25 protein-coding genes are annotated in these 26,917 nt (G+C 67.1%); 19 read left to right on the forward strand and 6 right to left on the reverse strand.

The genetic code is table 11. The annotated features are described in order from the left end of the window. The first annotated feature begins 2 nt into the window (after positions 1 to 2). The 5 genes from glcE to M0208_RS08750 all read left to right on the forward strand — a co-directional run bounded on the left by glcE (position 3) and on the right by M0208_RS08750 (position 5,050). Entirely contained in the window at positions 3 to 1,145 is a 1,143-nt protein-coding gene (gene glcE / locus M0208_RS08730; RefSeq protein WP_258891319.1) for a glycolate oxidase subunit GlcE, read from the forward strand. Next, positions 1,145 to 2,419 (forward strand): glycolate oxidase subunit GlcF, encoded by a 1,275-nt coding sequence (gene glcF / locus M0208_RS08735; RefSeq protein ID WP_258891320.1) that lies wholly within the window; start codon positions 1,145 to 1,147, stop codon positions 2,417 to 2,419. The genes glcE and glcF overlap by 1 nt, the downstream gene beginning before the upstream one ends. Positions 2,420 to 2,580: 161 nt before the next feature. Continuing rightward, complete coding sequence (locus M0208_RS08740) at positions 2,581 to 3,003, forward strand: heme-binding protein (RefSeq protein ID WP_258891321.1); 423 nt, start codon at positions 2,581 to 2,583, stop codon at positions 3,001 to 3,003. Further along, complete coding sequence (locus tag M0208_RS08745) at positions 3,000 to 3,818, forward strand: MaoC family dehydratase N-terminal domain-containing protein (protein ID WP_258891322.1); 819 nt, start codon at positions 3,000 to 3,002, stop codon at positions 3,816 to 3,818. The genes M0208_RS08740 and M0208_RS08745 overlap by 4 nt, the downstream gene beginning before the upstream one ends. Then, positions 3,818 to 5,050, forward strand: a complete 1,233-nt coding sequence (locus tag M0208_RS08750; protein WP_258891323.1) for a CoA transferase — start codon at positions 3,818 to 3,820, stop codon at positions 5,048 to 5,050. Before M0208_RS08745 ends, M0208_RS08750 begins: the two co-directional genes overlap by 1 nt. A gap of 22 nt (positions 5,051 to 5,072) precedes the next feature. Here M0208_RS08750 and M0208_RS08755 read toward each other — a convergent pair whose 3' ends face one another. Together M0208_RS08755 and M0208_RS08760 are read right to left on the reverse strand one after the other, a co-directional pair. Beyond that, entirely contained in the window at positions 5,073 to 7,193 is a 2,121-nt protein-coding gene (locus tag M0208_RS08755) for an acetate--CoA ligase family protein (RefSeq protein ID WP_258891324.1), read from the reverse strand. Positions 7,194 to 7,248: 55 nt separating this feature from the next. Beyond that, a complete protein-coding gene (locus M0208_RS08760; RefSeq protein WP_258891325.1) occupies positions 7,249 to 7,704 on the reverse strand; it encodes a MarR family winged helix-turn-helix transcriptional regulator in 456 nt (151 codons plus the stop codon). A gap of 126 nt (positions 7,705 to 7,830) precedes the next feature. Between M0208_RS08760 and M0208_RS08765 the strand changes: the two genes are divergently transcribed. The 3 genes from M0208_RS08765 to M0208_RS08775 all read left to right on the forward strand — a co-directional run bounded on the left by M0208_RS08765 (position 7,831) and on the right by M0208_RS08775 (position 11,502). Next, complete coding sequence (locus M0208_RS08765; protein ID WP_258891326.1) at positions 7,831 to 9,249, forward strand: aldehyde dehydrogenase family protein; 1,419 nt, start codon at positions 7,831 to 7,833, stop codon at positions 9,247 to 9,249. A gap of 73 nt (positions 9,250 to 9,322) precedes the next feature. Then, on the forward strand, positions 9,323 to 10,450 hold the full coding sequence (locus tag M0208_RS08770; RefSeq protein WP_258891327.1) for a cobalamin-independent methionine synthase II family protein: 1,128 nt from the start codon (positions 9,323 to 9,325) through the stop codon (positions 10,448 to 10,450). Positions 10,451 to 10,758: 308 nt separating this feature from the next. Beyond that, positions 10,759 to 11,502 (forward strand): IclR family transcriptional regulator, encoded by a 744-nt coding sequence (locus M0208_RS08775; protein WP_258891328.1) that lies wholly within the window; start codon positions 10,759 to 10,761, stop codon positions 11,500 to 11,502. A 129-nt stretch (positions 11,503 to 11,631) separates the two neighbouring features. Here M0208_RS08775 and M0208_RS08780 read toward each other — a convergent pair whose 3' ends face one another. Then, on the reverse strand, positions 11,632 to 11,796 hold the full coding sequence (locus tag M0208_RS08780; RefSeq protein WP_258891329.1) for a hypothetical protein: 165 nt from the start codon (positions 11,794 to 11,796) through the stop codon (positions 11,632 to 11,634). A gap of 132 nt (positions 11,797 to 11,928) precedes the next feature. On the opposite strand from M0208_RS08780, the gene M0208_RS08785 reads away from it, so the two are divergent. Continuing rightward, entirely contained in the window at positions 11,929 to 12,294 is a 366-nt protein-coding gene (locus M0208_RS08785) for a hypothetical protein (RefSeq protein ID WP_258891330.1), read from the forward strand. A gap of 104 nt (positions 12,295 to 12,398) precedes the next feature. On the opposite strand, the gene desA is transcribed toward M0208_RS08785, so the two are convergent. Together desA and M0208_RS08795 are read right to left on the reverse strand one after the other, a co-directional pair. Then, complete coding sequence (gene desA / locus M0208_RS08790) at positions 12,399 to 13,796, reverse strand: syringate O-demethylase (protein WP_258891331.1); 1,398 nt, start codon at positions 13,794 to 13,796, stop codon at positions 12,399 to 12,401. Then, on the reverse strand, positions 13,793 to 14,551 hold the full coding sequence (locus tag M0208_RS08795) for an alpha/beta fold hydrolase (protein WP_258891332.1): 759 nt from the start codon (positions 14,549 to 14,551) through the stop codon (positions 13,793 to 13,795). The genes desA and M0208_RS08795 overlap by 4 nt, the downstream gene beginning before the upstream one ends. An 88-nt stretch (positions 14,552 to 14,639) precedes the next feature. Between M0208_RS08795 and M0208_RS08800 the strand changes: the two genes are divergently transcribed. From M0208_RS08800 to M0208_RS08815, 4 genes are read left to right on the forward strand one after another with little or no spacing between them, the layout of a single operon-like run. Next, positions 14,640 to 15,512, forward strand: coding sequence for a methylenetetrahydrofolate reductase (locus M0208_RS08800; protein ID WP_258891333.1), 873 nt, complete (start codon positions 14,640 to 14,642; stop codon positions 15,510 to 15,512). Beyond that, on the forward strand, positions 15,509 to 16,363 hold the full coding sequence (gene purU / locus M0208_RS08805; RefSeq protein ID WP_258891334.1) for a formyltetrahydrofolate deformylase: 855 nt from the start codon (positions 15,509 to 15,511) through the stop codon (positions 16,361 to 16,363). The genes M0208_RS08800 and purU overlap by 4 nt, the downstream gene beginning before the upstream one ends. A gap of 10 nt (positions 16,364 to 16,373) precedes the next feature. Next, positions 16,374 to 17,219, forward strand: a complete 846-nt coding sequence (locus tag M0208_RS08810; RefSeq protein WP_258891335.1) for a bifunctional 5,10-methylenetetrahydrofolate dehydrogenase/5,10-methenyltetrahydrofolate cyclohydrolase — start codon at positions 16,374 to 16,376, stop codon at positions 17,217 to 17,219. Further along, on the forward strand, positions 17,219 to 17,596 hold the full coding sequence (locus M0208_RS08815; RefSeq protein ID WP_258891336.1) for a dihydroneopterin aldolase: 378 nt from the start codon (positions 17,219 to 17,221) through the stop codon (positions 17,594 to 17,596). The genes M0208_RS08810 and M0208_RS08815 overlap by 1 nt, the downstream gene beginning before the upstream one ends. Here the strand turns inward: M0208_RS08815 and M0208_RS08820 are convergent. Then, a complete protein-coding gene (locus tag M0208_RS08820) occupies positions 17,557 to 18,459 on the reverse strand; it encodes an SDR family NAD(P)-dependent oxidoreductase (protein ID WP_258891337.1) in 903 nt (300 codons plus the stop codon). The genes M0208_RS08815 and M0208_RS08820 overlap by 40 nt on opposite strands. 133 nt (positions 18,460 to 18,592) lie before the next feature. Between M0208_RS08820 and M0208_RS08825 the strand changes: the two genes are divergently transcribed. The 6 genes from M0208_RS08825 to M0208_RS08850 all read left to right on the forward strand — a co-directional run bounded on the left by M0208_RS08825 (position 18,593) and on the right by M0208_RS08850 (position 26,897). Next, positions 18,593 to 20,029, forward strand: a complete 1,437-nt coding sequence (locus tag M0208_RS08825) for an MFS transporter (protein ID WP_258891338.1) — start codon at positions 18,593 to 18,595, stop codon at positions 20,027 to 20,029. A 65-nt stretch (positions 20,030 to 20,094) separates the two neighbouring features. Then, positions 20,095 to 20,865 carry a nuclear transport factor 2 family protein gene (locus M0208_RS08830; protein ID WP_258891339.1) on the forward strand — a complete coding sequence of 257 codons (771 nt, stop codon included), beginning with the start codon at positions 20,095 to 20,097 and terminating at the stop codon, positions 20,863 to 20,865. A 195-nt stretch (positions 20,866 to 21,060) separates the two neighbouring features. After that, complete coding sequence (locus M0208_RS08835; RefSeq protein WP_258891340.1) at positions 21,061 to 22,488, forward strand: NAD-dependent succinate-semialdehyde dehydrogenase; 1,428 nt, start codon at positions 21,061 to 21,063, stop codon at positions 22,486 to 22,488. Between the two features lie 29 nt (positions 22,489 to 22,517). Then, the gene (locus M0208_RS08840; protein WP_258891341.1) at positions 22,518 to 24,086 is read left to right on the forward strand and encodes an FAD-binding oxidoreductase; all 1,569 of its coding nucleotides are present in this window, start codon (positions 22,518 to 22,520) and stop codon (positions 24,084 to 24,086) included. A gap of 103 nt (positions 24,087 to 24,189) precedes the next feature. After that, positions 24,190 to 25,242 carry an amidohydrolase family protein gene (locus M0208_RS08845; protein WP_258891342.1) on the forward strand — a complete coding sequence of 351 codons (1,053 nt, stop codon included), beginning with the start codon at positions 24,190 to 24,192 and terminating at the stop codon, positions 25,240 to 25,242. Positions 25,243 to 25,304: 62 nt separating this feature from the next. Then, entirely contained in the window at positions 25,305 to 26,897 is a 1,593-nt protein-coding gene (locus M0208_RS08850) for an MFS transporter (protein WP_258891343.1), read from the forward strand. Positions 26,898 to 26,917 lie beyond the last annotated feature (20 nt).

Here is a 26,917-nt window from a genome sequence, read left to right on the forward strand (position 1 = left end):
GCGTGGCGACGCTGCCCCTGCCGACGTGCGAGACCGATGTCGCCGACGCGATCGCGGACGCGGCGCGCGCGGGCGAGAAGCTGACGATTCGCGGCGGCGGGAGCAAGGCGATGATGGGCGCGGCCGTAGCGGCGCAAGCGCTCGATCTCGGCGGGCTGTCCGGCGTAGTCGATTACGATCCCGCAGAACTGGTGCTGACGCTGCGCCCCGGCACGCCGCTGAGCGAGGTGCAGGCGCTGGTCGCGGGCGAGCGGCAGATGCTGGCGTTCGATCCGTTCGATCATGCGCCGTTGTTCGGACAAGCGCCGGGCCAGGCGACGATCGGCGGCGTGGTCGCCGCAGGGGTCGCGGGATCGCAGCGCGTGTCGGCGGGGTCCGCGCGCGACCATCTGCTCGGCTTTCGCGCGGTGTCGGGTCGCGGCGAGGTGTTCGTCGCTGGGGCGAAGGTGGTGAAGAACGTCACTGGCTATGACCTTCCGAAACTCGCCGCGGGAAGCTGGGGGCGGCTGTTCGGGCTGACCGAACTGACGCTGAAGGTGCTGCCGCGCCCCGAGGTGCGTACCACGCTGACCATTGAGGGACTGAGCCCGCGCGACGCGGTGGCGGCAATGGCGCGCGCGATGGGCAGCCAGGCCGATGTCGCCGCCGCCGCGCACCTTCCTGCCGCGAACGACGGTAGCGCTGTTACGGCGCTGCGACTTCAGGGCTTCGGCCCATCGGTTGCGGCGCGCGCGACGATACTGACCGCGCTGCTTGCCGATCATGGCCCGGTCGTCCCACTGGATGAGGAGGCGGCCGACGCCTTGTGGGACGACCTCCGCACGATCCGTCCGCTCGCGACACACGCCACGCTCTGGCGCATCAACGTGCCGCCAAGCCACGGCTGGCGCGTGGTCGAGAAGCTGGACGCCGCTTGGCTGTTCGACTGGGCGGGCGGGCTGGTGTGGATCGGCGACGGCGATCCGGCGGCGATCCGCGCCGCCGCGGAGGCCGCAGGTGGTCACGCGACGCTCGTCCGCGCGCCCGAAGCCGTCCGCAACAGCGTACCGATGTTCCATCCCGCCGCCGCCGGGCTCGCCGCGCTGGAGGCGCGTGTACGCCGCGCGTTCGATCCGGCGGGCGTGTTCGAGACGGGACGGTTCTGATGCAGACCGGTTTCGCCCCCGCCCTGCTCGCCGATCCCGCGATGGCCGCGTCCGAGGCGATCATCCGCAAATGCGTCCATTGCGGCTTCTGCACCGCGACTTGCCCGACCTATGTCTTGCTCGGCGACGAACTCGATTCCCCGCGCGGGCGCATCTATCTGATGAAGGAGATGCTGGAGAACGAGCGGGCGCCGACCGCCGAGGTCGTCAAGCATATCGACCGCTGCCTGTCGTGCCTGTCGTGCATGACGACCTGCCCGTCGGGCGTTAACTATATGCATCTGGTCGATCACGCGCGCGCCTATATCGAGGCGAACTATCGCCGCCCGTGGCGCGAACGGCTGATCCGCAGCCTGCTCGCCGCGGTCCTCCCCTACCCCGGCCGCTTCCGCCTGGCGCTGGCGTTGGCGCGGCTCGCACGACCCGCGACGCCGCTGATCGCGCGCGTCCCCGCCTTGCGCGCCATGCTGGCGCTTGTCCCGACACACGCGGCACGCCGGCCAATCGAAGCGCCATCGACGAGCGGATCGAAAGGCCGCGTCGTCCTGCTGCAGGGCTGCGCCGAACCCGTCCTGCGCCCCGAAATCCGCGAAGCCACGGTCCGCCTGCTGACGCGTATCGGTTATGACGTCGCCTTCGCGAAGGGCGAAGGATGTTGCGGCGCGCTGGTCCATCATCTTGGCAAGGAGGACGCCAGCCTCGCCGCCGCCCGCCGCAACGTCGACGCGTGGAGCGCGGAGATCGACGCCGGCCTCGATGCGATCGTCGTCACCGCGTCGGGCTGCGGCACGACGCTGAAGGACTACGGCTTCATGCTCCGCGACGATCCCGCCTACGCCGACCGCGCCGCGCGCGTATCGGCGCTGGTGCGCGACGTGAGCGAGTTCCTTGCGACCACCGTCGTGCCCCCCGGTGACGGGCGCGGGCTGGCGATCGCCTGGCACGCCGCCTGTTCGCTCCAGCACGGGCAAAATGTCACCGACGCCCCGAAACGCCTGCTCGCCGCCGCAGGCTACGTCGTGCGCACGCCGATCGAGGCGCATCTGTGCTGCGGCTCGGCCGGCACCTACAACATCCTGCAACCCGTCATCGCCGACCAGCTTGGCCAACGCAAAGCCGACCATCTCGCGCGCCTAGACGCGGACGCGATCGCCACCGGCAATATCGGCTGCGCAACGCAGATCGCGCGTTTTGCACCGACGCCCGTCGTCCACATCGTCGAACTGCTCGACTGGGCTACCGGCGGCCCCGCCCCGGCCGGGCTGGACAGATGAATAACCCAATCCCGCTCATCCTGAGGAGCCATTGAGCTTGTCGAAATGGCGTCACGAAGGACGCACCACGGACCGTCCTTCGTGACGTGGCTTCGGCAAGCTCAGCCACTCCTCAGGATGAGCGGATAAGCTAAAAACCCCATCGCCTTAAGGACCAACCCATGACGCTAGACCACGCCGACACGATCATCGCCGCCGCCTTCGACAAGGGCCGCGACCTCGGGCTGAAGCCGTTGAGCGTAGCGGTGCTCGATGCGGGCGGGCATCTAATCGCATTCCGGCGGCAGGACGGGGCGTCGACGCTGCGCCCGGAGATCGCGATCGGCAAGGCGGCAGGCGCGCTGGCGCTCGGCGTGTCGAGCCGCGCGATCGGCGCAATGGCAGCGGAACGGCCGGGCTTCATCGCCTCACTTGGGGCCATCAGCCCGCACGGCGTGATCCCCGCGGCAGGCGGCGTGATCGTGGTCGATACGGAAGGACGCCCGATCGGTGCGGTCGGGATGACCGGCGACACGTCCGACCGTGACGAGGAATGCGCGCTGGCCGGGATCGCCGCGGCAGGCCTGCGCGCGCAAGGCGCATGAGCGAGGTTACGATCGCTCACGACCGCGTGACCCGCTCGGCGCTCGCCCGGCTCGCCGCGACGCTGGATCACGCGACCCCGCCGTGGCCCGCGGCGACGCTGCCGCCGCTCGGCCACTGGCTCGCCTTCCTGCCGGACGCGCCGCAATCGGCGATCGGCCCCGATGGCCACCCCGACCGCAGCGATTTCGCGCCCGCCGTGGGCCTGCCGCGACGAATGTGGGCAGGCAGCCGCCTGACCTTCCACCACCCGCTGCCGGTCGATGCCGCGATCGAACGCCGCACCACGGTCACGCGGATGGAGCGCAAGGAGGGGCGCAGCGGTACGTTGCTGTTCGTAACCTTCGACCACCGCATCCTGTCGGGCGGCGCAGAATGCATCGCCGAGGAACAGGATGTCGTGTTCCGCGCGCCGCCCACGCCGGGGGTCGTGCAATCCCTGCCGCCGGGGAAGCCCGCCGAGACGACACCCGACTGGACGCGCACGATCGAACCGACCGAGCCGTTGCTGTTCCGCTACAGCGCGCTGACCTTCAACGCGCACCGCATCCACATCGACCGTGATTACGTGCGGAATGTCGAGGGATACGCCGACCTCGTCGTCCACGGACCGTTGCTGGCGACATTGCTGGTCGACCTGTTCGTGCGCCACAACCCCCACGCGACCGTCCGTACCTTCGCCTTCCGCGCCGAACGCCCGATCCTCGCGCCGCGCGCTTTCCGGGTCTGCGGCATCCCGACCGATCGCGGCGCGACATTGTGGGCGGAGGACGCCGACGGCGCGGTCTGCCTGCGCGCCGAGTTGGAAACCGGCTGATGTACCCCTTGCTCACGCCGCTGCGCATCATCGAGGCGTCGTCGTTCGTCGCCTCGCCCACCGCCGGTCTGTATCTGTCGCAGATGGGCGCGGACGTGATCCGCGTCGACCAGATCGGCGGCGGCCCGGACTATCGTCGCTGGCCGAAGACCGATGCGGGCGCGAGCCTGTATTGGGAAGCGCTCAACAAGGGCAAACGATCGGTCGCGCTCGATCTGGCGAACCCGGAGGGTCGAGAACTGCTCGCCGCGCTCGCCACCGCGCCCGGCGACGACGCCGGGCTGTTCGTGACCAACTTTCCGGTCGACGGCTTCCTGTCGCACGAAACGCTGGCGAAGCGCCGAGCCGATCTGATCACCGTGCGCATCATGGGCCAAGCCGATGGCGGCCCCGCGCTGGACTACACCGTCAATTGCGCGCTCGGTTATCCGCAACTGACCGGCCCGGCGTCGCTCGGGCGTACGCCCGTCAACCACGTTCTGCCCGCATGGGATCTGCTGACCGGGGCCTATGCCGCCTTCGCGTTGCTCGCCGCCGAGCGGCACCGGCGGCTGACCGGCGGCGGGCAGGAAGTGCGCATTCCGCTTTCCGATGTTGGCATCGCGACCGTCGCCAATCTCGGGATGCTGGCCGAGGTGCTGGAGACGGGCGCGGACCGCGAACGCCTCGGCAACGAGATATATGGCGCGTTCGGGCGCGATTTCCTTACGCGCGACGGCGAACGGCTGATGATCATGGCGATAACCCCGCGGCAATGGTCGGGGCTGGTCGCGGTGCTCGGCATCGGCGAGACGGTCGCAGATATCGAGGCGGCGCGGGGCGTGACCTTCGCCAGGGACGAAGGCGTGCGGTTCGAACACCGCGACGCGCTGTACCCGCTGGTCGAACGCGCGGTCGCGGTGCGAGACGCAGGCGAACTCGGCGCGGCGCTGGATGCGCGGCATTGCTGTTGGGGGCGTTATCAGCCGATGAGCGCGGCGGCGCACGATCCCGTGCTGGTCGGCGACAACCCGATCTTCGCCGATATCGACCACCCCAGCGGCCGCCGCTACCCCGCCCCCGGCGCGATGGCGACGCTGCCGGGCCTGCCGCGCCAGACCGCCGTTCGCGCGCCGCGACTGGGCGAACATAGCGACGCGGTGCTGGCGGATGTGCTGGGGCTCGGCTCGGGCGCGATCGGCGCGCTGCACGACCGGGGAATTGTCGCGGCTGCGATTGTTGCCGATAGCTAAACATTTCTTTGCATTCGATCGATCAGGTCGAGATCAGTGCGTCCAGCGCGATCGCGCCCTCTCCTTCTGGATAGACCAGCACCGGGTTCAGATCGATCTCACTGACCGCAGGACTACTCAGCACCACCTCACCCATCGCGACGACGATCCGGGCGACCGCGTCCACGTCCATCCTCGGCGCGCCGCGGAAACCGTCCAGCAGCGGGGCCATGCGCAGGCCGCGGATCGCGGTGACGATACGGTCGTGCGTCAGGCCCGCGGGCAGCAGACGGACATCGTGGAGCAGTTCCGCCGCGACGCCGCCGAAGCCGACCAGGATAACCGGACCCCACGCCGGATCGTTGCGCGCGCCGACGATCAACTCGACTCCGCGCGCCGCCATCGCCTCGACCAGCACGCCGTCCAGCGTCAGGCCGGGGCGCGCGCCGGCGATGTTGGTGTGGAGCCGGTCCCACCCCGCCGCCACCGCTGCCGTATCCGCCAGCTCGACGATCACCCCGCCCGCGTCGCTCTTGTGCGGCAGCGCCGCCGCTTGCGCCTTCAGGACGACCGGATAGCCAAGTCGCTCGGCCGCGGCCTGCGCCGCCTCCTTCGTCGTCGCGAGCACATGATCCGGAAACGCGATACCGCGTGCGCCGAGCAATTCCTTCGCGCGATACTCGGGGACGTTCGATCTCGCCCCGGGCAAGCCCTCCAGCGGCGCCCCAACCGCGCGCGCCGCATCGTCATGCACCGCCCGCCCGACGATCCGCGCCAGCGCCCGTACCGCGCGCTCCGCAGTCGGCAGATACGGCACTCCAAGCGCGCGCAAACGCGCAATGTCCTCGAGCCGCACGCCGCCGCCTTCGTCGACGCCTGCTACGATCACCGGCTTGGTTGCGCGCGCCTTCAGCGCGGAGGCGACCGCGTCGAACTTGATCCGCGAGGTGCCGATGTCGGTCTGGATCAGCGCCACCAGGATCGCGCCGATCCGAGCGTCCTCCATCAGCGCAGCAATAGTGCGGCCGTACATGCCGGGATCGACCAGCCCCTGCGCGGTCACGTCAAGCGGGTTGGAGACGGGGACGAAATCGGGCAGCGCCGCGCGCAGCGCCGGGCTGTCGGCATCGCCCAGCGGCGGCAGCGGCAGGCCGATCTCGTCGGCCAGATCGAGCATCATCGCCTTGAACGCGCCCGATTCGGCGATGACCCCGGTCCCGCTCTCCGGCAGCGCCGCACAGCGCGTGGCGATCTCCACCACGTCGCCCAGTTCCTCCAGCGATTCGGCCAGGATGACGCCCGCATGTTCGACATGGACGCGCATCACCGCATGATCGCCCGCCATCGCGCCGGTGTGCGTCGCCGCGCTCGCGGCACCCGCCGCGCTGCGGCCGGGATGGAGCAGCACGATCTGCTTGCCGGCCTTCCGCGCCGCCCGCGCCGCGGCCAGGAACCGTTGGGGCGCACGGAAATGCTCGACGATCAGCGCGATCACCGCGGTGTCGGGGCTGTCGACCAGATGCGACAGGTAATCCTCGACCCCGCTCGCCGCCTCGTTCCCGGTCGAGATATAGCAACTGAGCGGCACGTCGCGCGCGATCATCGTCGTCGCCAGCACCGCCGCCATCGCGCCCGATTGCGACACGATCCCGACTCGCCGCGGCCCCTCTGCGCGCGCCTCCGGCATTTCGATGAAGGTCAGCGACACGCGATCGATGAAATTGACCAGCCCCAGGCAGTTCGGCCCCTCGACCACCATCCCCGCGGCATCGGCGATCCGCGCGATCTCCTGCTGGTCCGCCAGCCCTTGCGGTCCGTCCTCGGCAAAGCCCGCCGCGAAGACCACCGCCGCGCCGACCTTGCGCCGCGCAAGCCCGCGGATCGCATCGAGCACACCGACGCGCGGGATCGCCAGCACCGCGGCATCGACCCCCTCGGGCAGATCGTCGACCAACGCGACGCACGCCCGCCCGCCGATCTCGCTGCGTTTGGGATTGACGAGATGAATTGCGCCCTTGAACCCCTGCCGCTCCAGGTTGGCGAGCACCGATGCGCCCAGCGCGCCGGGCTTGTCCGACGCACCGACGATCGCGACCGAACGCGGCCGCAGCAACCGGCCGAGCGATCGCACCGCCGTTTCGCGCTCGATGACCAGATCGCCCATATGCCCTCCCACCCGCTCATCTGTTATGGCATACGATTGTGCGCCAAGCGTACAGTTATGACAAGTCGCTCTCCGCACTGCGTCGTGCGCGCGCCGGGCCGATCTTGCGGAGCAGCCCGAACAACGTCTTGCGCTCGGCATCGCTCAGCCGCGCGCTCATCCGGTGATCCGAATCGCGCAGCACGTTCAGCAACTCGGCGATCTGATCCTCCCCGTGCGGCAGCAGATGGAGCGCGTTGGTGCGCAGGTTGCGGCCCGCGCGGCGTTCGATCAGCCCGAGCGCGACCAGCACGTTGACCAGCTTCATCGCGCTCGACCGGTTGATGCTGAGCGCACGGCCCAGCGCGGTCTGGTCGCATCCCGGATTGGCGCGGATCAGCATCAATGCGGTCAGCTTTGCCGGCGTCAGGCCATGCGGTTCCAGCACGTCGCGCGCATCGCCGGTCATCGCCAGATCGGCGCGCTGCATCTGATAGCCGAGGAGGGTTTCGAGATCGCCGTCGTGCTTCATTGTGGCCGATGCCGCCTTGCCATGATTGTACGCTTGGCGCACAAAGACGCCGACGCCGCCGGTTCTTCAGCATGACGGCGGCAAAGGCTAGATTAAAAGAAATCGATACGACCGAGGAGAGCGATGATGGACCGTCAATTCCGTATGCTGATCGATGGTGAACTGGTGGATGGCGCCAGCACGTTCGATGTCGTGAATCCCGCCACCGCCGAATCTTTCGCCAGGTGCCCGAAGGCGGATGAAGCGCTAATCGATCGCGCCGTTGTCGCGGCGAAGCGCGCCTTCCCCGAATGGGCCGCGCGGCCGGTCGAGGAGCGCGCCGCGCTCGTATCGAAGATCGCCGACTCGCTGGAGGCACGCGCGGGCGAATTCGCCAGCCTGCTGACCAGCGAACAGGGCAAGCCGCTGGATCAGGCGATGTACGAGGTGATGGGCAGCGTCTTTACGCTGCGCGCCTTCGCCGAGATGCGGATCGAGACGAAGACGCTGAAGGATGAAGGCGGTCATACGGTGATCGAGCACCGCACCCCGCTGGGCGTCGTCGCGGCGATCACGCCGTGGAACTTCCCGATCATCCTGGTGATGAACAAGATGGGTCCGGCGCTGGTCACCGGGAACACGATGGTCATCAAGCCAGCGCCGACGACGCCGCTGACGACGTTGCTGCTCGGCGAAATCTGCGCCGAGGTGCTGCCCGCGGGCGTGGTGAACGTGGTGTGCGACCAGAACGATCTCGGCCACGTGCTGACCGGGCACCCCGACGTCGCCAAGGTCGCCTTCACCGGATCGACCGCAACCGGCAAGAAGGTGATGGCCGCCGCGGCAGCGGGCGTGAAACGTGTCACGCTGGAACTGGGCGGCAACGACGCCGCGATCGTGCTGGACGACGTCGATGCGAAATTCGCCGCGCAGAAGATCTATGGCAGCGCGATGACCAACGCCGGCCAGATCTGCGTCGCGACGAAGCGCGCCTATGTTCCGCAAGCGATGTACGACGATTTCTGCGACGAAATCGCGAAGCTGGCGAACGCAGCGGTGGTCGACGACGGATCGAAGCAGGGAACCACGGTGGGGCCGATCCAGAACAAGATGCAGTATGACAAGGTGAACGCATTGCTGGACGACGCGCGGACCCGCGGCACCGTGATCGCGGGCGGGGAGCCGATCGACCGCCCCGGTTATTTCATCGCGCCGACGATCGTTCGCGATCTTGATGACGATGCGCCATTGGTGCGCGAGGAGCAGTTCGGCCCGGTCCTGCCGGTGCTGAAATACACCGACATCGACGATGTTATCGCGCGCGCCAACGATACCGACATGGGTCTGGGCGGCACCGTGTGGGGCAAGGATCTGGCGCGCGCCAATGCGGTCGCGATGAGGATCGACACCGGCACCGTATGGGTGAACCAGTATCTCGCGATCGACGCCAACATCCCGTTCCGCGGCGCGAAGCAGTCCGGGCTGGGCGGCGAACTGGGCGAGGCTGGGCTGCACGAGTATACGCAGCCGCACATCATCAATTCGGTCGCGCTCGAGGACGCGTAACCCTTTCGCGTATATGATCTGTACATGATGACGAAATAACGGCATGGTTTCCCTACAAGACGGAGGGGACACCATGCCGATCGCCACGACCCATGTCGGCAGCCTGCCGCGCGGCCCCCAGCTCACCCCGGTGCTGCTCGCGCGCGATCACGGCGAGCCTTATGATGCCGACGAGTTCGACACGTTGGTCCAGGCGGCAGTCGACGAGGCGGTTGCGGCGCAGGTGGCTGCGGGGGTCACGATCGTCAGCGACGGCGAACTCGGCAAGGTCGGATACTCGACCTACATGATCGAACGCCTGTCGGGCTTCGGCGGGCACAGCGAACGGATGTCCGCGCTCGATCTGGCCCCCCTGCCCGATCTGCGCGCGAAGCTGGCGCACATCATGGGCTCGCAGGAATTCACGCGCGCATCTTGCATCGGCGAGATCAAGCTGGTGAATTTGCAGCCGCTGCACGACGACATCCGCCGTTTCAGGGGGGCGCTCGACCGCCACGGCACGGGCACGCGCGCGTTCATGAATGCCGCCTCGCCGGGGCTGATCACGTCGTTCCAGAAGAACGCTTTCTACCCGAACCATGAGGCGTATCTCGCCGATCTGGTGACTGCGATGCGCCCCGAATATGAGGCGATTGTCGATGCCGGATTCGAGCTGCAGCTGGACTGCCCCGACCTCGCGATGTCGCGCCACACCGGCTATCAGGAGATGGACGAGGCGCAGTTCCTCCGCACGATCGCGGCGAACGTCGAGGCGCTGAACGCCGCGACCGCGGGCATTCCGCCGGAAAAGATGCGGATGCACGTTTGCTGGGGCAATTACGAAGGCCCGCACGATCACGACATTCCGCTCGAACGGATCATCGATATCGTCATCGGGGCGCGCCCCGCGACCATCCTGTTCGAGGCCGCCAATCCGCGCCACGAACACGAATGGATAGTCTGGCGTGACGCCGCGCTGCCCGATCACAAAGTCCTCGCGCCCGGCCTGATCGACACCTGTTCGAACTATCTCGAACATCCCGAACTGATCGCGCAGCGGATCGAACGCTTCGCGGCGATCGTCGGCGCGGATCGCGTGATCGCCAGCACCGACTGCGGCTTCGGCACGTTCGCGGGGTACGGCAAGATCGACCCCGCGGTCACCTGGGCCAAGCTGCGCAACCTGCGCGAAGGCGCGGACCTCGCCGCCGCGCGGCTGTGACCTGCTGGCGGACGGCGCGCAGCGCGGTCTAGCGGCTCGAGTCTGTCTTGCTGGGATTGAAGCATCGTGACGGAGCGGATTTTGGTTCAGGGCAAGAAGCGAGGAGCGGAGCGATGCTTTTGCATCGTGACCGACGAGCGACGCCGCCCTGGGGCAAAATCCGCCCGCCGCAAGGCGGTTGCCCTGTCGCGCCCGCCGGCTACGTCACGGCGCTTGCGCGTAGCGCCGCTACGCGCTGCACGCCGTTCCTTGCCGGACGAACACGACAGGGCAATCACGATGCTTCAATCCCAGCAAGACAGACTCTAATGACCGACACCGCCGCAACCCCGGTAAAGTCCGCGCTCCGCACGCTCGACATCATCGAATATGTGGTTGCGCGCGACCGGCCGGTGGTGGCGCAGGAGATCGCCGCCGCGCTGGTCATCCCGGTCAGCAGCCTGTCGTACCTGCTGAACACGCTCGCCGACCGCGGCTATTTGGCGCGCGACGGGCGGCGCTATACGCCGGGGCCGGGGCTGGCGCGGTTGCAGACCTCGGCGGGCGGCTTTGCGCTGGCCGATCGCGTCGCGCCGCTGGTGCGCGCGCTGCGCGTGCAACTCGGCGAAACCGCCTCGTTCTTCGTCCGCAAGGGGTGGGAGGTCGAGGCGCTGGTGACCGAGACCAGCGAACATGCGCTGCGCTATGCGGTGCAAATGGGCACGCGCACCGCGCTGCACGGCTTCGCCGCGGGCAAGGCGATTCTCGCCGCGCTGCCCGATGCGGAGGTCGAGGCGTATCTGAGCGAAGCCGAACGCGTCGCCTTCACGCCAGCGACGATCACCTCGCCCGACGAACTGCGACGCGAGATCGCGACGATCCGCCAGACCGGGATCGCCCGCACGCGCGAGGAACATACGCCGGGCATTCAGGGCGTCGGCCGTGCGGTGATGGTGGCGGGCGAAACGCTGGGCGCGTTCAGCGTCGCGATCCCGACGGTGCGGTTTGACCCCGAGGTGGAGCGCCGCGCGGTAGAATTGCTGACGAAGACCGGCGCGCTGCTGGCGGCGTAACGAACACGATATCCGATGCGGAAGGTTAGGCTAAGGTTAGGCCAAGAAAGCATCCGGCGCGTCCCCGAAAGTCACGATAAAGTCGCACCTGCGCACGCGCGTCGGGTGCGGTCTGCCATGATCCAGCGATCAGGAACGATCATCGGCCAGCGCGCGGCCGAGGGGCGTACGCCCGCGAATGTTGAGAATGTTGAGACGCTGGCGGTTTTTTCTGTCGCACCATCGAGCGAGCAGATTGGCGCGCTCGCGGAGCAAAGGGATCGACAAGGTGAAAGAGCGTTCGGCAGTCGGCAAGCCTTACCAGATCGGCATCGTGTAGGAAAATGCAGGTGACCGCTTCCGCCCAGTTGTTGCCGTTCAGTAGGGTGCGGTGCTTGCCCGTAAGCCGCCGGTGGTTCAGGCTAACTTACTAACCGGGGGCGTGCCGTGGGTGAATTGCTTTGGTCGGCCTTTTCCCATCCCAGCGCCATCGCCGGACCGGGTGATGCTTCGTTCATAGTCATCGGAGCGATGGCAGCGGCGCTGCTGACTTTCGCCTTTATGGCGACGGCGGGAAGACGCATCGCGTCTAAAAGCCGGACGGTAGCAGTTTTAGCTGGCACAGCGTTTTTGCCCGTCTGTGGCATTGCAATCGCCTACGCGCTGCTCGCCTCCGCGCCAGAAGGTCCGCCGCCGAATGACGGCTCAGCGATGTTGTTTATGGCCCTGATTGTTTTGTCGATCTGCACCACACCCATCAGTTTTTTCACGAGTGCCGCGTATATCGTTCGTCGTTACAAGAATGGCGGTTAAGACTGACCTCGGTCCCAATAGCCGTTATTCGGCTAACCACCAATTCCAGTCACGCCCTTCAGCCGATCGACCGGGCGCGGCCCGCTGCCGCGCCCAGGTCCGCGTCACGCGCTTTGCTTGGTTCGCCAGCTTTCGGCATAGGCGTCGCGCGCGACCTCCGAGTACGGCACCGACGCCACGACCGCCTTGATCTCGGTCTGGACGTGCTTTTCGACGGTCGGCTTCTTCGTGCCGCCGTCGGGTTCGCCCCATAGCAACGTTACTTCGGTCCCCGGCTCGGCGATATCGGCGTCCAGCATCGCCAGCGTCAGCATGCGGCCCTCGTTCGCGCTGTAGCCGATCCAGGTCGACAGTCCGACCAGTTTCCCGTCCTTCAGCACCTGATCGTATGGGTGCATCGAATAGACCGCCGACGGAAATTCCATGTATTTCGCGCGGTCGCCCTTCGTGAATTGCGAGCTGACGACGCGCATCAAATCCTCATTGTCCAGCGCCAGCGTCACCTTGCGGCGATGTGGCTGCCCCGCCATCCGCTCCAATGCATCGCGGCCGACGAAGTCGTGGTCGAACTTCACGAACGGGCCGTAACCCAGATCCCACGGCGTCAGGTAGTAACCCTCGACATTGTCGGGAACGTAGCTGCCGCCGATCGACGCCTTCGCCTCATAGGAATTGGTCGTCAGCCATTCGCGGAAGCCGCGCGTCCCCTCCCCCGTGTAGGTCGCGGGCAGGGGTGACGGAATCCAGCCCGATTCGATCGTGTTCGACGAATAGGTGCGCCCCCCGACCAGCGCGAGGCCGAAGTCTTTCCCCGCCTCGATCAGCGCGTTGCGGACGGTATCGTAATCTTCCCACGGCCCGAACAATTCGTATCCCGGCTGTCCCGCCATCCCGTGACGCAACGCGCGCACCTTCGCGCCCGCGACGTCGAGCGTCGTCATGTGGAAGAACTTCAGGTCCGGCGGGGTCTGCCCCATCGCCTTTTCCAGCGTCTTCATTGCGTTCGGCCCTTGCAGCTGGAACCGGTAGTTGCGGCGGTTTTCCGGATCGGGGCGCACCGCCGTACGCTCGTCGCGCGTGACCGTGACGTCCCAGTCGCCGGTCGCGGCGTGATATTCGATCCACTCAATCACCGGCGCGCGGCCGACCAGGTTGAAGCTGTTTTCCGCCAGATAGAACAGGATCACGTCGCCGATGACATAGCCGTCGGGCGTGACCGGCACGAACTGCTTCGCGCGATCGGGCACGAAGCCCTTGAAGCTGTTGACGCCCAGATGGTTGAGCATCGCGAACGCGTCCGGCCCCTCGACCGCCAGATCGACCATGTGAAACGACTGATTGAACAGGACGCAGGTGTTCGCCCACGCCTGCTGTTCGGCGCGCCAGTTGGAATATTCCGCGGGCACACCGGGATAGGCGTTCGGCCCGGTCTGCTGGTTGCGCAGCAACGTGACGATATCGCCGCTGGCGTCGAGCATCTGTTGCAGGGTCTTGTCGGTCATCGAACCTCTCCTTTTGTCATTACGTCTGATGGGACCGGCCGTTCGAGCCAGTCGGTAATAGCGGCATTCAGCGCATCGGGCGCTTCGCGCGGGAGCATGTGCCCCGACCCTTCGACCACGACGAGCCGCGCGTTGGGGATCAGCGCGGCCATCGCGGCGTGCTGATCGGGCGGGCTCCATTGGTCTTCGCTTCCGGTCGCGACCAGCACCGGACAGTTGAGGCGCGGCAGCAGGCTTTCGACCTCGGGCCGGTTCAGCAGCGCACGCACTTGCGCCTCGAACCGCGGAAGCCCGGCATCGATGCACATCGCGCGCAGCGGGGCCATGAACGCCGCATCGTCGCGGCGCGCGGGCGCGACCATTGGCGGCAGCCACGCGTCGACCAGCGCCGCCATGCCCTGCGCGCGCCCGATATCGCGCAACGCATGGCGCTTCGCGGCCTCCCCCGGATCGGGCAGATGCACGCCGGTGCTGATCAGCGCGAGTCGCGTCACGCGCTGCGGCGCACGGCGGATGATTTCCAGCGCCACGCGCGCGCCCATCGAATGGCCGAGCAATGCGAATTGCGACGGCGCGGCGGCGAGGACGCGATCGGCCATCGCGCCGAGATCGTCCGCGTCGCCGTAATCGGCGGCCGCGACGGCGGTATCAAAAGCCGCGACCTGCGGCGCGAAGATGCGCGAATCGCAGATGAGGCCGGGCAACAGGAGCAACTGCTCGCCGTCTTCGGCCCTCCTCTCATAGTTCGCGTCCATGAAGATTTCATCTATACGAATTGCCGTGGTCGCGCTAGAGACAATTCGTCGAAGCGGCGCACGACCGCATGTTTGCGAGAGGGCAATGATGACCATCCCCGCCATTCATCCCAATTGGTCGCGCTCCCCGATCGGCATGACCGACGGCTATTCGCTTGAAATGACGGCGAAGGATCGTCCTGCGCTGCGCGAGGCGGCGGCGGGCATCGCGCCCGAAACACCGGTCGCGATCACCTTCCTGCCCGGCGAATCGATCGACGCGCGGATCGCGGCGGCGGCCGACGTCCGCGAACTCGGGCTGGAGCCGATGCCGCATCTGTCCGCGCGCCGGATCGCGTCGCACGAGGAGCTGGAGCAAACCGTGCGGCGCACCGTCGCCGAGGCGGGGGCGCGGCGGATGTTCCTGGTCGCGGGCGATCCGCCGGTGCCCGCCGGGCCGTTCGCCGACACGATGGCGATGCTGCAAACCGGCATCTTCGAGGCAAACGGCATCACCGCGATCGGCATCGCGGGGCATCCCGAGGGGCATCCGGCGATGGACGAAGCGGCGTGCTGGACCGCGCTGGAGACCAAGCGCGACGAGATCACGCGGCGCGGCATGGCGACGTTGATCGTCACCCAGTTCGGTTTCGACGCCGATCCCTTCATCGCATGGCTAGAGGCTTTGCGCGCGCGCGGGATCGATGCGCCGGTGCGGATCGGCGTCCCGGGCCCTGCGGGGATCAAGACATTGCTGCGCTTCGCCGCGCATTGCGGCGTCGGCGCATCGACATCGGTGCTGACGAAATACGGCATCTCGATCACCAAGCTGCTGGGCACCGCCGGTCCCGATGCGCTGGTCGACCGGCTCGCCGCGCGGCTTACCCCGGCGCATGGCCCGGTCCGGCTCCATTTCTACCCGTTCGGCGGGCTCGTCCGCACCGTCGAATGGATCAACGCTTACGAGGCGCGCGACCAATGACCGATACATTGACGCTCCGCCTGTCGTGCGACGACCGCCCCGGCCTGGTCGCGAAGGTCGCGGGGTTCCTTGCCGGTGAAGGCGGCAACATCATCGATGCGCAGCAGTTCGACGACCGGCTGACCGGACGCTTCTTCATGCGCGTGGTGTTCGAGATCGGCGGCGACGCGACCGCGGACAGCTTCCGCGCCGCCTTCACGCCGGTCGCCGAAGCGATGGGCGCGGAGTGGACGCTGCGTGGCAGTGGGGAGCGGCCGCGGGTGCTGTTGCTGGTGTCGAAGTTCGATCATTGCCTGGGCGACCTGCTCTATCGTTACCGCATCGGCGAGCTGGACATGGACGTGGTCGGGATCGTTTCCAACCATCCGCAGCGGTCACTCCACATCACGATGATCGGCGACATCCCGTTCCATCACCTGCCGGTGACGAAGGAGACGAAGGCCGAGCAGGAGGCGCAGATCAAGCGCGTGGTGGAGGAATCGGGCGCCGACCTCGTCGTGCTCGCGCGCTATATGCAGATCCTGTCGGACGATCTGGCGGGGTTCCTGTCGGGGCGCTGCATCAACATCCACCATAGCTTCCTGCCGGGCTTCAAGGGTGCGAAACCCTATCATCAGGCGCACGACCGGGGCGTGAAGATGATCGGCGCGACCGCGCATTACGTGACCGCCGACCTCGACGAAGGACCGATCATCGCGCAGGACGCGGAGTTCATCACGCACGCCGACACGCCCGAAGACCTTGTCCGCAAGGGGCGTGATATCGAGCGGCGCGTGCTGGCGCAGGCGGTGACGTATCACCTGCAGGATCGCGTGCTGCTGAACGGATCGCGCACCGTCGTGTTTCGGTAGGGCTTTGGCGATGACCCCGATCGACGGACGCGCGATGGCGCGGGCGCTGTCGCAGCGTACTGCGGCCGAGGTCGCCGACCTGATCGCGCGCGGCACGCCGCCGGGGCTGGCGGTCGTGCTGGTCGGGGAGAATCCGGCGAGCGAGGTCTATGTCGCGCGGAAAATGGCGGAATCGGCGCGGGTCGGGATCACCTCGTTCGAACATCGCCTGCCGGTCGAAACGAGCGAGGCGGTGCTGCTCGCGCTGATCGACATGCTCAACGCCGACCCCCGCGTCCACGGCATCCTGGTCCAGCTGCCGTTGCCCGAGCAGATCGACGCCGGGCGCGTGCTGGACGCGATCGCGCCGGGCAAGGATGTCGACGGCTTCCATCCGGTCAACGTCGGCCGCCTGTCGACCGGGACGGGCGGGCTGGTGCCGTGCACCCCGCTGGGGTGCATGATGCTGCTCGACAGCGTGATCGACGATTATCGCGGGCTGGCGGCGGTGGTGATCGGCAAATCGAACATCGTCGGGAAACCGGTCGCGATGCTGCTGCTGGAACGCGAATGCACCGTCACGGTCACGCATATCGCGACGCGCGGCCTGCCCGAGATCGTGTGCACCGCCGATATCGTCGTCGCCGCCGCGGGCGCGCCGCGGCTGGTGCGGGGCGACTGGGTGAAGCCCGGCGCGGTGGTGATCGACGTCGGCATCACGCGTCAGACCGATACCGACGGCCGGACGAAGCTGGTCGGCGATGCTGCGTTCGACGAGATGGCGCACGCGCGCGCCGTGACGCCGGTGCCGGGCGGAGTCGGACCGATGACGATCGCGTGTTTGCTGGCTAACACCGTGCGGGCGGCGGGGCGCTGATGGCGATGGTCGTCCATGTCGACGATCTGACGCTGTCGGCGCGGATCGGGATCAATCCGGACGAGCAGGATCGCCGCCAGCCGCTGGTCATTTCAGTCGAGCTGACGCTGCGCGACGATGCGGTCGAGAGCATAATGGACAGCGTCGATTATCGCCGCATCGTCGCCGAGGCGGAGACGATCGCGGATCGCCACACCGGCATGATCGAGGTGTTCGCGCGCCAACTGGCCGAACGCTGCCTTGCGCTCGGCCCGGTCGCGGATGTCACGGTGCGCGTGGCGAAGCCGCAGGCGTTGTCGCGCGGACTCGCGTCGGTGCGGGTCACGCTCGAGGCCGCTCAGGCGATGCCGCGCGCGGTCGCCCTCGCCGCCTTGTAGCTGTCGCGCCGCCCCTGTTCGAACCCGACCCGTTCGGCGAAGCCCGGATCCTCGGGATAGTCGCGAAATTCGCCCACGATCTCGTCGAACAGCGCGCGCAACTCGTCACGGAATTCGGGGTGGGAGAAGATGTAGAAGCGGTTCGCCTCGATCGCCTCGATCACCCGCGCGGCGATCACGTTGGGCTCCATCCCGACCTGGTGCAGCTGTTCCAGCCGGCCGACCATCTCGCTATTCACAGGTTTTGCGCCCGCCTTCAGATCGTCGGGCCGCACTTCGTCGCTAGCGTAGATGTGGCTCTTCACCAGCCCCGGACACAGCACCGACACGCCGATTCCGTGCGGCGCAAGGCTGTATCGAAGCGATTCGCTCATCCCGCGCACCGCGAACTTGGTAGTGTTGTAGATGCCGGGCGCGGGGCCGCACAGGAAACTGGCCATCGATGCGGTGTTGACGACGTGCCCGCCGTTCCCCCGCGCCTTCATCCGCGGGACGAAGGTCATCACGCCGTTGACGACGCCGTGCAGATTGACCCCCATCACCCAGTCCCAGTCGTCGAACGACGAATCGTCGATCGTCTGGAAGAGATTGATCCCGGCGTTGTTGAACAACAGGCTGACTGGTCCGAGCCGATCCTCCACCTCGTCCGCCGCCGCCGCGAACCCCGCGCGTGACGACACGTCGAGCGTGACGCCTATCGCGTGCTGGTTGTCGAGCGTCTTCAGTGCCGCCGCGATCGCATCCTCGCGGATGTCGGCGATCGCCACCTTGCACCCTTGGTCCAGCAACGCGCGCGCCAGGCCTAGGCCGATCCCATTCGCCCCGCCGGTGACGAAGGCCGTGCGGCCCGCAAAGTCTTTCATGCCGTCTCTCCTGTCGTCCGGCGCGCGACGGCACCGATTTCATTTGCCTCCGATTGTATCTAACGCATACAGTTTGCCAACCGAAAACGACGCGCCGCGGATGATGGCGCGCGATCAGGCAAGAGGATGACGGATGGCGATCGCCCCCGCGGCTGCAGCACCCGAAATGGTCGGCGAGATGCTGGCGTGCGAGGACCGCGTCGACGCGGCCGGCGTCGCAGTCCCGGCGCGCGAATGGCCCTCCACGGGTGCGGCGTATTGGGCGCTGTTCGTCATCGTGCTGGCGACATTCCTGACCTTCTTCGACCAGGTCGTGTTCGGAATGCTGGCGCAGCGCATCAAGACCGATTTCGGCCTGACCGATTCGCAGCTCGGCTTCCTGGCGGGGCCTGCCAGCATCATCTGCTATCTGTTCGTCGGTATCCCGCTGGCGCGCCTCGCCGACATCTTTCCGCGCAAATACGTGCTGGGCGGCGGGGTAGCGGTGATCGGGGTCATCACCGCGCTGGGCGGGATCGCGCAGACCTTCGCGCAATTCGTCGGCTCGCGCGTGTTCCTGGCGGCGGGCGGCTCGGCACACGCGCCGTCGGCCTATTCGCTGCTCGCCGACGCCTTTCCCCCGCGCACGCTGACCCGCGCATTCGCATTGCTGCAATTCGGCTTCATCGGCGGGACCACATTGGGGCCGATCATCGGCGGGATGCTGATCGGCATGACCGCGGACTGGGGGCCGTCGCAGGTCGCGGGGCTGCACATCTTCGGCTGGCAGTGGATCATGATCTGGGTCGGGCTGCCCGGCATCCTGGTCGCATTGCTGTTCCTGACCGTGAAGGAGCCGCCGCGTGTCGCACCGCTCGCCGATGCGCCGCAACCGCCACGTGACGCACCGCTCGGCCGCCGCATCCTGACCTTCACCGGACTCGACGCGGTAAAGGCGATCCATGCCAAGCGCCGCGTCTATTATCCGTTGTTCGCGGGCCTCGCGCTCAGCGCGATCGAGACGTTCGGCCTGCAATTCTGGCGCGTGCCGTTCATGATCCGCAGCTTCGGCTGGAACGAGGCGCAGATTGGCGCGGTGATGGGCAGCATGTTCCTGGTCGCCTCGCTGACGGGGCTGCTGCTGGGTGGCATCTTCGTCGAATGGATGGCGAAACGGTACAAGGACGCCAACGTCCGCAGCGCCGCGATCCTGTTCGGCTGCACCACCGTCTGCGCGATCAGTTCGCCGCTGATGCCGAACGGTTACCTCTCGCTCGGCGTTATGGCGCTAGGCGCGATGTTCGGGATCGCCGGCGCGGTGCCGCAGAACGCCGCGATCCAGCGCGTCGCGCCGAATGCGATGCGCGGACAGGTGACCGCGATCTATCTGTTCATGTTCACCTTCTTCGGCGCGATGGGCAGCTTCGTCGTGGGGCTGGTGCAGGATCTGGTGATCGGGGTCGAGGCCGATCTGTGGAAGGCGCTGGTGCTGACCGCCAGCATCCTCCTGCCGCTGGCCACGCTCTGCATGGTGCGCGCGATACGACCATATCGCGAGGAGGTCGAGGCGCTGGAGGCGCAGGGCAGATAGAGGCGTTGACAGCCGCTCCGGGGCGGCGCAGATTGTACGCAAAGCATACAGTTGGGAGAGAAGAAATGGCCGACGCCGATCGTATCGCGCAGCTCGAACAGACCGTCGAACAGCTCGCACGCCGCATCCAGCAGCGTGAGGACGAACTCGACGTGCGCAAGCTGCAGCACCTGTACGGCTATCTGATCGACAAATGCCTGTACAACGAGACGGTCGACCTGTTCACCGATGACGGCGAGGTGCGGTTCTTCGGCGGCGTCTGGCGCGGCAAGGAGGGCATCCGCCGCCTGTATGTCGAACGGTTCCAGAAGCGCTTCACGCACGGCGTCAACGGCCCGATCGACGGATTCCTGCTCGATCATCCGCAATTGCAGGACATCATCGACATCGCGCCGGACGGCGAGATCGCCTATGGCCGTGCGCGGTCGATGATGCAGGCCGGACGGCACAAGGATTATGCCGACCCGGCGAATCCGATGCTCGGCGCGCGCCAATGGTGGGAAGGCGGCATCTACGAGAACACCTATCAGAAGGTGGACGGGGTCTGGCGGATCAAGGTGCTGAACTATATGCCGCAATGGCACGCCGATTTCGACAGCGGCTGGATGAACACCAAGCCCGAATACGTCCCCTTCCCCTCGGTCACCTACCCCGAAGACCCGACCGGCCCGGATGCGCTGATCGAGGATCACTGGCTGTGGCCGACGCATAAGGTGGTGCCGTTCCACATGAAGCATCCGGTGACCGGGCAGGAGATCGTGCCCGAACGCTGGCAGGGCGACATCGATCGCGAGGCGGCGGCGAAGGCGGACAAGCTGGCCGCGGCGGAAGCGTGATTGTCCTCTCCCCGTCGGGGCGCATCAGGTCGGCCATGCCCCCGGCATGGCCTGAACAGCGCCGGGCGCTGTTCACCTGATGCGGGTGGCCGAACGTAGCGAGGTCGGGAGAGGGGCTGTGAGACTCACGAAGTTCGTGGCGCTGCCCCTCTCCCCGACCCTCTCCCCGGAGGGGAGAGGGAGATTGAGGAACCGATGACCTATCCCGATCTGCACATGGTGATCGACGGCGAGCGCGTTTCGGGCGGCGGGCGGCGCACGCACGCGGTCGTCAATCCGGCGACCGGGGAGACGCTGGCCGACCTGCCGCTGGCCGACGCCGCCGACCTCGATCGCGCGCTGGAGACCGCCGCGCGCGGGTTTCGCCTATGGCGCGATTCGACCCCGCAACAGCGCGCCGCCGTGCTGCAGGGCGCGGCGCGGCTGATGCTGGAACGGCAGGAGGAACTCGCGTGCGTCGCGACGCTGGAGGAAGGCAAGCCGATCGCCGAGGCGCGGATCGAAGTGCTGATGAACGTCGGGCTGTTCAATTTCTATGCGGGCGAAGTGTTTCGCCTGTACGGTCGGACACTCGTCCGCCCGGCGGGTCAGCGCTCGACGATCAGCAAGGAGCCGGTCGGCCCGGTCGCCGCCTTCGCACCGTGGAATTTCCCGCTCGGCAATCCCGGACGCAAGCTGGGCGCGCCGATCGCGGCGGGGTGTTCGGTGATCCTGAAGGCGGCGGAGGAAGCCCCCGCCTCCGCGCTGGGCGTGCTGCAATGCCTGTACGATGCGGGGCTGCCGAAGGAGGTCGCGCAGGCGGTGTTCGGCGTGCCCGACGAGGTGTCGCGCCACCTGCTCGGATCGCCGATCATTCGCAAGCTGAGCTTCACCGGGTCGACCGTCGTCGGCAAGCATCTGGCGAAGCTGGCGGCGGACGATTGCAAGCGCACGACGATGGAACTGGGCGGGCACGGGCCGGTGCTGGTATTCGACGATGTGGATGTCGATCAGGTGCTGGATGTGATGGTGCCGGGCAAATACCGCAACGCCGGGCAGGTCTGCGTGTCGCCCACTCGCTTTATTGTGCAGGAGGATGTGTTCGAACGGTTTCGCGATGGTTTCGCCGACCGCGCGAGGCGGATCGTGGTCGGCGACGGGCTGGATGCGGCGACGCAGATGGGCCCGATGGCCAATCCGCGTCGTCCCGATGCGATGGAGCGGCTGATCGGTGATGCGACCGCGAAAGGCGCGACGCTGCACACCGGCGGAGAACGCATTGGCAATCGCGGGTTTTTCTATCAGCCGAGCGTCCTGTCCGGCGTGCCGCTGGACGCCGCGATCATGAATGAGGAGCCGTTCGGTCCGGTCGCACTGATCAATCCCTTCGCCGGCGAAGACGCGATGATCGCCGAGGCCAACCGCCTCCCCTATGGGCTGGCCGCCTACGCCTGGACCCGCGATGCGAAGCGTCAGCGCCGGCTGGGACGTGAGATCGAGAGCGGGATGGTCGGCATCAACACCAACTTGATCGGTGGTGCCGATGCGCCGTTCGGCGGGGTGAAATGGTCCGGCCACGGATCGGAGGACGGACCCGAGGGGGTCGAAGCGTGCCTGGTCACCAAGGCGGTGCACGAGGGTTAGAACGCACCGGGGCTGAGAGGAGAGAGACGATGCTGGACGTGATGGATGCTCCCGCGGCGGCGATCGACGCGGCGCTGAAGGAACTCGGCGATATTCTAGGGACCGACGGGCTGACCGTCGACGAGGGCAAGGTCGCCGAATTCCGCGATCCCTTCGCGCCGCCGACCGGCCGATGGTACGAACCCGGCGCGGTGCTGATGCCGGCCAGCGTCGAGCAGGTGCAGGAGGTGCTGCGCGTCGCCAACGCGTACAAGACGCCGCTGTGGACCAACGGTCAGGGCCGCAACAACGGCTATGGCGGTCCGGCGCCGCGCGTGTCGGGATCGTTCATGCTGTCGATGCGGCGGATGAACCGCGTGCTGGAGGTCGACGAGGATTCGGCCTGGGCGCTGGTCGAACCCGGCGTCAGCTTCTTCGATCTGCACGCGCACCTGAAATCGAGCGGATCGAAACTGTGGATGTCGGTGCCCGATCTCGGCTGGGGCAGCATCGTCGGCAATGCGCTGGAACACGGCGTCGGCTACACCCCACTGGGCGATCATTTCGACGCGAAGTGCGGGATGGAGGTGGTGCTGGCCAACGGCGACGTGCTGCGCACGGGCCTTGGCGGGCTGGAGAATCCGCGCGCGTGGCACGTGTATAAACACGGCTGCGGCCCGACGCTGGACGGGCTGTTCACGCAATCGAACTTCGGGGTGGTGACGAAGATGGGAACGTGGCTGATGCCCGCGCCCGATTGCTACATGCCGGGCTGGCTGACGCTGAAGAACGACAGCGATCTGGAGGTGATGCTGGAACGCCTCCGTCCGCTGATGATGAACGGCACGATCCCGAACCAGCCGATGATCATCAACGCGGTCTGCGCGGCGTCGGCGTTCTGGCAGCGCGACCATTGGTACACCGGCGACGGGCCGATCCCCGAGGACGTGATCGAGCGGATCGCCGAAACGCCCGGTTTCGGGCGCTGGGTGATGCGCTTCGCGCTGTACGGCGACGAGCGCATCGTCGAGCGCCAGCGCGAGATCGTGTCGGACGCGCTTGGCACGATTCCCGGCGCGACGATCACATTCGACAAGTTCGACGGGCACGACCTGCCCGAGTTCGAGAACCCGCATCAGCGCGTGCAGGCGGGCATCCCGAGCGTCGCGCTGGACAGCATGACGCGGTGGTACGGCGGCGAGAACGGCGGGCACATCGGATTTTCGTCGGCCACGCCGATCACCGGGCGCGACGGCGGCGCGATCCGCGATCTGGTGCGCGACCAGCTCCACGCCGCGGGGCTCGATTACAGCGGGGTTTTCATCGTGGGCAAGCGCAGCCTGATCCATGTCGGGCTGGTGGTGTTCGACACCGCGGACGATGCGCAGACCCGCGCCGCTTATGCCGCGTGCCGGACGATGGTGGAGACCGCGGCGCGCCAAGGGTATGGCGAATATCGTTCGCACCTGGATTTCATGGACCTGGTCGCGGACCAGTACAGTTTCGGCGACCACGCGCAGCGCCGCTTCGCCGAGACGATCAAGGACTGCGTCGATCCGAACGGCATCCTCTCCCCCGGAAAGCAGGGCATCTGGCCCAAAGCGTATCGAACCGACTGACCCCCACCCCCCCCCCCCGTTCGCCCTGAGCGAAGTCGAAGGGCATGTGTCCCAGGTGCTTCGACTTCGCTCAGCACGAACGGTTTTTGGAAGCACTGTTCCAATGACCCACGAATTGAAGACCGGCGGCGATCGCGGCTATCTGCGCATCGCCACGGAAGAAGCGTTCGCCACGCGCGAGCAGATCGATGCGTATCTGCGGATGGTGGCGGACGGCAGCGCGGACAAGGGGATGACCTCGCTATGGGGGTTCTACGCCCGGTCGCCGTCCGAGCGCGCGACCGAGATTATCGACCGGCTGCTCGATCTGGGCGACCGCCGCATCGCCGACATGGACGCGACCGGCATCGACGTTGCGATCCTTTCGCTGACTTCCCCCGGCGTGCAGCCGTTGACCGATGCGGACGAGGCGAAGGCGATGGTGACCCGCGCCAACGATTATCTGGCCGAACGCTGCGCGGCGCATCCGACGCGCTTCGTCGGCATGACCTCGATCGCGCCGCAGGATCCCGCATGGTCGGCGGCGGAGATCAGGCGTGGCGCGGACCTCGGGTTCAGGGGCGTGATGGTCAACAGCCATACGCAGGGGCATTATCTCGACGAACCGCAGTTCGATCCGATCTTCCGCGCGCTCGCCGACACCGGGCAGCCGCTCTATATTCACCCGCAGACGTTGCCCGACGCCTATATCGGCGGGATGATCGACGCCGGGCTGGACGGCGCGATCTTCGGGTTCGGGGTGGAGACGGGGATGCACCTGCTGCGCCTGATCACCACCGGCATCTTCGATCGTTATCCCGATTTGCAGATCGCGGTCGGGCATGGTGGGGAGGCGATCCCGTACTGGCTGTACCGCATCGATTACATGCACAAGGCGGGCGTGCGGTCGGAGCGTTACGACCGGCTGAAACCGCTGAAGAAGGACATCGTGACCTGCCTGCGCGAAAACGTGCTGGCGACGACCAGCGGCCTGCCGTTCGCGCCCGCGATCAAGCTGATGATCGAGGTGATGGGCGAGGATCGCGTGATGTACGCGATGGATTATCCTTACGAATATGTGCCCGACGAGGTGCGGACGCACGACCTGCTCGACATCAGCGACGCGGCGAAGAAGAAGCTGATGCAGACCAACGCCGAGCGCGTATTCGGGTTGTGAGCGCCCTTCGAGACGGCATTTCGACAGGCTCAATGCCTCCTCAGCATGAGCGGGGAAGTGGGGTGAACGCGGCGCCAAGCCCTATACCCAAAGGCGCGCGGTACGCGCTGGCGCTGGTGGCGCTGACCAATGCGGTCAGCTTGCTCGACCGGCAGATACTCGCGATCCTGGCGCCCGCGATCAAGCGCGACCTGAACGTAGGCGATGCCGAGATGGGGCTGTTGTTCGGCACCGTCTTTGCGTTGTTCTACGCCTTGTTTTCGCTCCCGCTCGGGCGATTGGCGGATGGATGGGTGCGCACGCGGCTGCTGTCGCTGTCGCTGCTGTTCTGGTCCGCGGCGACCGCGCTGGGCGGGTTTGCGAACAGTTTCGCGGTCCTCGCCGTCTCACGCCTCGGCGTCGGGATCGGCGAGGCGGCGAGCCAACCGGCGGGCACGAGTCTCATCTACGATTACTGGCCGAAGCACCGGCGCGGTTTGGTGATGGCGGTGCTGGCGTCGGCGATCGCGCTCGGGATCGGCGGGTCGCTGGCGCTCGGCGGGCTGGCGGCGAACTGGTGGGACGGGCTGGCGAAGTCGGGCCAGGCGCCGGTCGCGCTGCATGGCTGGCAGTTCGCACTGATCGTCGCCGCGCTGCCCGGATTCGTCCTGTCGCTATTGATGTGGCGGCTGCGGGAGCCGGTGCGCGGCGGCATGGACGGGATCGACACCGCGCCCGATCCGCATCCGTTCGCGGCGAGCGGCGGGGTGCTGGCGGCGGTGCTGCCGGGGTTGCACTGGGCCGTCTTCGCCAGACGCGGCGCGCCGCGCGCGACCTGGGTGTTCAACATCGCCGCGCTGGTGGTGATCGTGGCGGCGATGGCGACGCTGACGCACATCGCGAACGGCCTGTCGCCGCGGCCGCCGATGACGCTCATGGGCCTGACGTTCAGCGCGCATGCGCTGCAATGGGGGGTGATCGGCTTCGGGTTGCTGGTGATCGTCAACCTGATGCAGTCGATGCGCATTGCGGACCGTCAGGCGTTTGCGGTCATCACGAAATCGCCTACGCTGATGATGGCGATGGCGGTCGGCGCGCTGCAATCGGTGATCAATTACGGGATGATGGCGTTCAACCCCAGCTTCATCATCCGATACTACGACCAGTCGATGGCGGAGACCGCGTGGCAGTTCGGGCTGCTGGCGGCGGCGATGGGGATCGTCGGCCCGTTGGCCTGGGGGCCGCTGTCCGATGCGCTGCAGCGGCGCTTTCCGGGGGCCGGGCGGGCGTATGTCGCGCTGTTCGCGATGGGACTGTCGCCGATCCTGTCGTTCTGGGTCTACCTCGCGCCGACGGCGGGCGATTTCTATCTCCGCTTCATCCCCTACAGCCTGGTGCTGACCGGCTGGCTGCCGCCGCTGTACGCGATCATCTACGATCAGGTGCTGCCGCGGATGCGCGGGATGACGTCGAGCGTGTATCTGCTGGTGATGACGATCCTCGGCCTCGGCACCGGTCCTTATGTCGTCGGACTGTTGTCAGACGCGACGGGCGACCTGCGTTGGTCGATGCTGAGCATCAACGCGGTCGGCGTGCCGATCGTGATCCTGATGCTGCTGATCGCCCGGCGAGCGCAGCGCGATGAGGATGCGCTGGTGGAGCGGGCGGGGATTTGAGCCTTGCATCCTCCCCTTGG

Origin of the sequence: Sphingomonas sp. SUN019 (genome assembly GCF_024758705.1) — a bacterium.
In the GTDB taxonomy this organism is placed as follows: Bacteria; Pseudomonadota; Alphaproteobacteria; order Sphingomonadales; family Sphingomonadaceae; genus Sphingomonas.

Bases quoted from the DNA above. Each gene is read 5' to 3' on its own strand.
- M0208_RS08795 (WP_258891332.1), bottom strand. From the start codon at position 14,551: ATGGACGCGAACTATGAGAGGAGGGCCGAAGACGGCGAGCAGTTGCTC.
- M0208_RS08775 (WP_258891328.1), top strand. From the start codon at position 10,759: ATGACCGACACCGCCGCAACCCCGGTAAAGTCCGCGCTCCGCACGCTC.
- M0208_RS08760 (WP_258891325.1), bottom strand. From the start codon at position 7,704: ATGAAGCACGACGGCGATCTCGAAACCCTCCTCGGCTATCAGATGCAG.
- M0208_RS08845 (WP_258891342.1), top strand. From the start codon at position 24,190: ATGACCCACGAATTGAAGACCGGCGGCGATCGCGGCTATCTGCGCATC.
- M0208_RS08765 (WP_258891326.1), top strand. From the start codon at position 7,831: ATGGACCGTCAATTCCGTATGCTGATCGATGGTGAACTGGTGGATGGC.
- M0208_RS08815 (WP_258891336.1), top strand. From the start codon at position 17,219: ATGGCGATGGTCGTCCATGTCGACGATCTGACGCTGTCGGCGCGGATC.
- M0208_RS08755 (WP_258891324.1), bottom strand. From the start codon at position 7,193: ATGGGCGATCTGGTCATCGAGCGCGAAACGGCGGTGCGATCGCTCGGC.
- M0208_RS08770 (WP_258891327.1), top strand. From the start codon at position 9,323: ATGCCGATCGCCACGACCCATGTCGGCAGCCTGCCGCGCGGCCCCCAG.
- M0208_RS08745 (WP_258891322.1), top strand. From the start codon at position 3,000: ATGAGCGAGGTTACGATCGCTCACGACCGCGTGACCCGCTCGGCGCTC.
- M0208_RS08825 (WP_258891338.1), top strand. From the start codon at position 18,593: ATGGCGATCGCCCCCGCGGCTGCAGCACCCGAAATGGTCGGCGAGATG.
- M0208_RS08835 (WP_258891340.1), top strand. From the start codon at position 21,061: ATGACCTATCCCGATCTGCACATGGTGATCGACGGCGAGCGCGTTTCG.
- M0208_RS08810 (WP_258891335.1), top strand. From the start codon at position 16,374: ATGACCCCGATCGACGGACGCGCGATGGCGCGGGCGCTGTCGCAGCGT.
- desA (WP_258891331.1), bottom strand. From the start codon at position 13,796: ATGACCGACAAGACCCTGCAACAGATGCTCGACGCCAGCGGCGATATC.
- M0208_RS08800 (WP_258891333.1), top strand. From the start codon at position 14,640: ATGACCATCCCCGCCATTCATCCCAATTGGTCGCGCTCCCCGATCGGC.
- M0208_RS08830 (WP_258891339.1), top strand. From the start codon at position 20,095: ATGGCCGACGCCGATCGTATCGCGCAGCTCGAACAGACCGTCGAACAG.
- M0208_RS08750 (WP_258891323.1), top strand. From the start codon at position 3,818: ATGTACCCCTTGCTCACGCCGCTGCGCATCATCGAGGCGTCGTCGTTC.
- M0208_RS08820 (WP_258891337.1), bottom strand. From the start codon at position 18,459: ATGAAAGACTTTGCGGGCCGCACGGCCTTCGTCACCGGCGGGGCGAAT.
- glcF (WP_258891320.1), top strand. From the start codon at position 1,145: ATGCAGACCGGTTTCGCCCCCGCCCTGCTCGCCGATCCCGCGATGGCC.
- purU (WP_258891334.1), top strand. From the start codon at position 15,509: ATGACCGATACATTGACGCTCCGCCTGTCGTGCGACGACCGCCCCGGC.
- M0208_RS08840 (WP_258891341.1), top strand. From the start codon at position 22,518: ATGCTGGACGTGATGGATGCTCCCGCGGCGGCGATCGACGCGGCGCTG.
- M0208_RS08740 (WP_258891321.1), top strand. From the start codon at position 2,581: ATGACGCTAGACCACGCCGACACGATCATCGCCGCCGCCTTCGACAAG.